This window comes from Faecalicoccus sp. LCP19S3_E2 (genome assembly GCF_052121255.1).
In the GTDB taxonomy this organism is placed as follows: Bacteria; Bacillota_I; Bacilli_A; order Erysipelotrichales; family Erysipelotrichaceae; genus Faecalicoccus.
This window is the reverse complement of the sequence record NZ_JBQKEP010000046.1, coordinates 1-439: the sequence shown is the minus strand read 5'-3', so window position 1 is coordinate 439 and position 439 is coordinate 1. Positions and strand designations below refer to the sequence as shown.

Annotated in this window: 1 protein-coding gene; it reads right to left on the bottom strand. The window is 51.7% G+C overall.

The window, feature by feature from the left end; translation table 11 throughout:
• A partial coding sequence (locus ACTQX6_RS12645; RefSeq protein ID WP_441657724.1) for a transketolase C-terminal domain-containing protein occupies positions 1–439 on the bottom strand: 439 nt, incomplete at both ends.

Sequence of the window (439 nt, the reverse complement as noted above, 5' to 3'; positions counted from 1 at the left end):
GCCGCTTCGTCCAAAACTGTCCTGCATCCCCATCATGTACTGACGACATGCCAGTCCATACGGTGCCAGGGTTTCCGCTACCGCTCCGCCCAGGCCGCCGATCACATTGTGTTCCTCGATCGTTACAATCACATCGTGTGTTTTCGCCGTTTCCAGGATCAATTCTTCATCGATCGGTTTGATCGTGGAAATGTTGATCAGTGTCGGTTCGATACCTTCCAGCTGTTCGATGGCTTTTAAAGACTCCTGTACCATCAGTCCTGTCGCAATGATGGCGATCTTGCTTCCTTTTTTGAGTACCTGTCCCTTGCCGTATTCCCATGTATAACTGTCATCATACACATCCTCTACGCCCAGTCGTCCTAAACGTACATAACACGGGCCTTCGATATCGGCCACGGCCTTGATGATCTGTTCGGTCTCCCTGGCATCGCAGGGC